The organism is Actinosynnema sp., from assembly GCF_052038725.1.
In genome coordinates this window covers 1-5,369 of record NZ_JBQGCX010000647.1, presented here as the reverse complement: position 1 = coordinate 5,369, position 5,369 = coordinate 1, and the positions used below count along the sequence as shown (strand labels likewise).

Genomic DNA, 5,369 nt, shown 5'->3' with positions numbered 1-5,369 from the left:
CATCCGGCGGATCTCCTCGTCGCAGGGGCGGGTCCCCCGCGACGCTAGCCGGCGGCGCTATCACGCCGGTCTCGCCGCAGGCCCCCGGTTCTCGCCGGGCTCTCACCGCGCTCTCGCACCCTTGCCCCTGGTGGCGGGCGGTCCGTTTACTGCCGAGCGGTAGCCGGGTCGGCCAACGGGAAGCTGGGGAGTCGGATGCGGACGCTGCTCATCGACAACCACGACTCCTACACCTACAACCTGTTCCACCTGCTGGCCGGGGTGGTCGGCGCGCCGCCGCTGGTGCTGAGCAACGACGACCCCCGGTGGTCGACGCTGGACGTCGACGGGTTCGACGCGATCGTGGTCTCCCCCGGCCCCGGTCACCCCGGCCGCGAGCGCGACCTCGGCGCGGCCAGGTCGATCGTGGCAGGCGCCTCGGTGCCGCTGCTGGGGGTGGGCCTGGGGCACCAGGCGATCGGCCTGCTGGCGGGCGCCCCGGTCGTCAGCGCGCCCCGGCCCCGGCACGGCCACCTCACCTCCGTCCAGCACGACGGGCTGGACCTGTTCGACGGGGTGCCCCAGGGCTTCACGGCGGTGCGCTACCACTCGCTGTGCGTGCCGTCCGACGCCCTGCCAGCGGAGCTGGTGGCCACGGCCTGGGCCGAGGACGGCGTGCTGATGGGGCTGCGGCACCGCTCCCGCCCGCTGTGGGGCGTGCAGTTCCACCCCGAGTCGATCGCCTCCGAGCACGGCGCGCTCCTGGTGGAGAACTTCGTCAAGCTGGCCGAGAAGGTCGCCGCCGACCGGGGCCGGGACCTGCGCGCTGCCCCGTGGGCCCGGAGCGGGGGCCGGGGCTCGGGGCGGCCGGGCTCCGGGACCGCGCCGGTGCGGCGGGCGGCGGCGCGGCCGTGGCGGGTGCGGCACCGCGAGCTGGACCACGAGGTCGACACCGCAGCGGCGTTCACGGCCCTGTTCGCCGAGTCCGCGCACTCGTTCTGGCTCGACAGCAGCCTCGTCGAGGAGGGGCTGTCGCGGTTCTCGTTCCTGGGCGCCCCGCAGGGCCCGGACGGGGAGGTGCTGGTCTACGACGTCGACGAGGGCCTGCGCGTCCACGCGGGCGAGTCGAGCCGGGACGAGCCGGGGACGGTCTTCGACGCCTTGCGGGAGCGGCTGAGGGTGCCGGTCCTGGACCGGCCCGAGCTGCCGTTCGACCTGGTGGGCGGGTACGTCGGGTTCTTCGGCTACGAGCTCAAGTCCGATCTGGGCGCGCCGACCCGGCACCGGGCCACGACCCCGGACGCGGCGTGGATGGCGTGCACCCGGCTGGTGGTGGTCGACCACGAGCGGAGGCGCACGCACCTGCTGGCGCTCTCGCGCTCGGACGACGACGGCGAGCAGCTGGCGTGGCTGGCGGACGCCGAGCGCCGGATCACCGACCTGCGCCCGCCACCGCGCCGGGCGCCGGAGGGCGGCGGGGGCGACCCGCGCCCCGGTCTGGTGCGCGAGCGCCCCGACTACCTGGCCGACGTCGAGGAGTGCCGCCGCCAGCTGCGCGCGGGCGAGAGCTACGAGATCTGCCTGACCACCCGGTTCGCCCTGCCCGCGATGCCGGACCCGCTGGCGGCGTACCTGGCGCAGCGGCTGGCCAATCCGCCCCCCTACGCCTCGTTCCTGCGGTTGCCGGGGGTGGCGGTGCTCTCGTCATCGCCAGAGCGGTTCCTGCGGGTGGAGCGCGACGGGCAGGTGGAGTCCACGCCCATCAAGGGCACGGCCGCGCGCAGCGCCGACCCGGACGCCGACCGGCGCCTGCGGGCGGGTCTGACGGACGACCCGAAGGTGCTGGCGGAGAACCTGATGATCGTCGACCTGCTGCGCAACGACCTGGGTCGGGTGTGCGAGATCGGGTCCGTGCGGGTGCCCTCCTACATGCGGGTGGAGTCGTACGCCACGGTGCACCAGCTCGTGTCGACGGTGCGCGGCAAGCTGCGCGCGGACGTCGACGTCATCGACTGCGTGCGAGCCTGCTTCCCCGGCGGCTCCATGACCGGGGCGCCGAAGGAGCGGACGATGGAGATCATCGACCGCCTGGAGACCACCCCGCGCGGCGTCTACTCCGGCGCGCTCGGCTTCCTCGGGCTCGGCGGCACCGCCGACCTCAACATCGTCATCCGCACCGCTGTGGCCACCGAGGACGGCGTCCTGATCGGGGCGGGCGGGGCGATCGTGCTGGACTCGGACCCCGCCGCGGAGTTCGACGAGATGCTGCTGAAGTCCCTGGCCCCCCTGCGCGGACTGACCGACGACCTGCGCCCGGCACCCCGGAGGATCCCATGACGCGCACGGGAGAGCAGTACCTGGAGTCCCTCCGGGACGGTCGCGAGGTGTGGTTGGACGGTGAGCGGGTGACCGATCTGGGCTCCCACCCCGCGTTCCGCCGGTCGGCCCGGTCCATCGCCTCGCTCTACGACCTGGCCGAGACCATGCCCGCCGAGCTGACCGCCGAGGTCGACGGGATCGAGGGCCCGGTGTCGAGGGCGTTCCTGATCCCGCGCAGCAAGGAGGAGCTCAAGGCCAGGGGCCGCGCGTTCCGCCTGTTGTCGCGGGCCACCTTCGGCTACCTGGGACGGTCGCCGGACTACATGGCCGCGGCGGTCGCCGGGTTCGCCACCTGCCCGCAGGTGCTGCGCGGCGAGGGGTTCGACGGTTCGGCGAACGTGCTGGCCCACCACCGCAGGATGGCCGAGGGCGACCTGTACCAGGCCCACACCCTGGTCAACCCCCAGGTCGACCGGACCAGGCAGCCCTCGCAGCAGGAGCAGGACGACCTTTACCTGCGGGTGGTCGCCGAGCGCGACGGCGGCATCGTGGTGCGCGGGGCCAAGATGATCGGCACGGCCGCCGCGTTCGGGGACGAGGTGCTGGTGGGGGTGACCCAGCTGATGCCCTCCGAGGAGGCCGACTACGCGGTGAGCTTCAGCGTGCCGGTGTCCTCGCCGGGGGTGAAGTTCATCAGCCGCACCTCCTACGAGGGGCGGGCCACCAGCGTCTTCGACTACCCGCTGTCCTCCCGGTTCGACGAGAACGACTCGCTCGTGGTGTACGACGACGTGTTCGTGCCGTGGGAGCGGGTGTTCGCCTACCGGGACCCGGTGGTGTGCCAGCGGCAGTTCTGGTCCACGCCGGCGTTCGTCGGTTTCGTCCACCACGGGGCGACCCGGCTGTGGACGAAGCTGGAGTTCCTGACCGGCGTGGCGATCCTCGTCGCGCGGGCCAACAACACCCACGAGCTGCCGCCTGTGCGGATGCAGATCGGCCGGATGATGTCGTGGGTGGCCACCGCCCGCGCCCTGGTGCTGGCGATGGAGGACGCCTGCGAGCCGGTACCCGGTGGGGACGGCGCGGTGATGCCCAACCGGGAGATCGCGCACGCGCAGCTGGCGGTCGGCCCCGAGCTGTACCCGAGGGCGGTGGCCGAGCTGAAGCTGCTGGCGGGCGGCGGGCTGATCCAGCTGCCCTCGTCGTACCGGGACCTGCTGGAGCCGGAGGTGGCCGCTCTGCTGGGCAAGTACGTGCGATCGCCGGGGCACGACTCGGAGCAGCGGATCAAGCTGTTCAAGCTCGCCTGGGACGCGGTGGGCAGCGAGTTCGCCGGGCGGCACGACCAGTACGAGCGGTTCTACCACGGCGCGCCGCACACCTATCTGCCCGCGATCGTGCGGGAAGGGGACCCGGAGGGGTGCGCCGACTTGGCCCGGCAGTGCCTGGACGGCTACTCGCTGACGGAGGGATGACCGGTGGTGGAGGCGCAACGCCCCGATTGAGTAAACAGTTGTTTACTTTCTGCTACGCTCTCGCGCGCTTCCACAACACCACGTCGATGGGATTCCCATGTCTTCACAAGGGTGGCACGACGGTGCCGCTCGACCGGGGGGAGGGGCGCGGAGCGTGAGCGGCAAGGCCCCGGTGACCCCTGGCAGCCTGTTACGCGGGTACCTGGGCCCCCAGCGCGGCAGCGTCGTGCTCATGGCCGTGCTGCTGCTGTGCAGCATCGCGCTGGAGATCGCCGAGCCGCGCATCGTCGCCTTCTTCATCGAGACCGTGCAGGCCGACGGCCCGCAGAGCACCCTCATCACCATCGCGCTGGTGTTCCTGGGCGTGGCGGCGGTGCGCCAGGTCACCAAGGTCGTCGCGGCCTACGCCAGCGAGCGCGTGTCCTGGACCGCGACCAACGCCGTGCGCGAGGACCTGTCAGCGCACGTGCTGGACCTGGACCTGGGCTTCCACGAGTCCCGCTCCCCCGGCGAGCTGATCGAGCGCGTCGACGGGGACGTCAACCAGGTCGCCGAGTTCTTCTCCAGCCTGGTCGTGCAGCTGATCGGCAACGCCCTGCTGGTGCTGGGCATCCTGGTCGCGCTGACCTTCGTCGACTGGCGGGTGGGGCTGACCTTCGCCGCGGTCACCGCCGTGGGCTACCTCCTGCTGCTGCGCGTGAGCTCGGTGGCCACGGGCAAGTGGGAGGCGGACCGGGAGCAGAGCGCCCGCTTCTTCGGCGCCGTGAGCGAGTCGATCCGCGCCGCCGAGGACCTGCGCTCCTCAGCGGCGACCGAGTACGCCATGCGCCGCTTCCACCGCAGGCTGCGCGACTGGCTGCCGGTCAAGGTCCGCGCCGAGGCGTGGGGCAGCTCCATCTGGATCGTGATGTCGCTGGTGTTCACCGCGGGCACGGCGTTCGCCTTCGGCTTCGGCGGCTTCTTCTACCAGGACGGGCGCATCTCGCTCTCCGGCGTGTACCTGATCGTCGCCTACGCGACGATGCTCAACACCCCGCTGGAGGTGCTGCGCGAGCAGGTGCAGGCCCTCCAGCAGGCCCGCGCGGCCATCCGGCGCATCGCGGCCCTGTTCGCCGAGCGCTCCAGCATCGTCGACGGCGACCGGCAGCTGCCCTCGGGCGCGCTGGAGGTCGAGTTCGACGACGTGCGCTTCGAGTACGCGCGCTCAGCCACCCCGGTCGGGGCAGGCGACGCGGCCGAGGGAGCGGCGGAGCCCACCGCGACGGCCGCCCCTGACGCGGCGGCGGAACCGGGCGGGACGCGGGCGCCGCAGCGCAAGCAGGTCCTGCGCGGACTGTCCTTCCACCTGGAGCCCGGCACCACCCTGGGGCTGGTGGGGCGCACCGGCGCGGGCAAGAGCACCATCGCCCACCTGCTGTTCCGCCTCTACGACGCCACCGGCGGGGCGGTCCGCCTCGGCGGCGTCGACGTCAGGGACGCGCGCATGTCCTCGTTGCGCGCCCGCGTCGGCCTGGTCACCCAGGACGTGCACGTCTTCGACGCCACGCTGCGCCAGAACCTCACCTTCTTCGACGACGACGTCGAGGACGTCAGGCT

At 72.8% G+C, this 5,369-nt stretch carries 3 protein-coding genes; all 3 read left to right on the top strand.

Annotated elements, in window-relative coordinates:
* Window positions 1–195 precede the first annotated feature (195 nt).
* Window positions 196–2,316, top strand: a complete 2,121-nt coding sequence (gene pabB, locus ACTUAL_RS13670; RefSeq protein WP_440900499.1) for an aminodeoxychorismate synthase component I — start codon at window positions 196–198, stop codon at window positions 2,314–2,316.
* A complete protein-coding gene (locus ACTUAL_RS13665; RefSeq protein ID WP_096494708.1) occupies window positions 2,313–3,773 on the top strand; it encodes a 4-hydroxyphenylacetate 3-hydroxylase family protein in 1,461 nt (486 codons plus the stop codon). Before pabB ends, ACTUAL_RS13665 begins: the two co-directional genes overlap by 4 nt.
* 154 nt (window positions 3,774–3,927) lie before the next feature.
* On the top strand, window positions 3,928–5,369 hold a 1,442-nt coding region (locus ACTUAL_RS13660), incomplete at its 3' end, for an ABC transporter ATP-binding protein (RefSeq protein WP_440900498.1).

Bases quoted from the DNA above. Each gene is read 5' to 3' on its own strand.
- ACTUAL_RS13665 (WP_096494708.1), top strand. From the start codon at position 2,313: ATGACGCGCACGGGAGAGCAGTACCTGGAGTCCCTCCGGGACGGTCGC.
- pabB (WP_440900499.1), top strand. From the start codon at position 196: ATGCGGACGCTGCTCATCGACAACCACGACTCCTACACCTACAACCTG.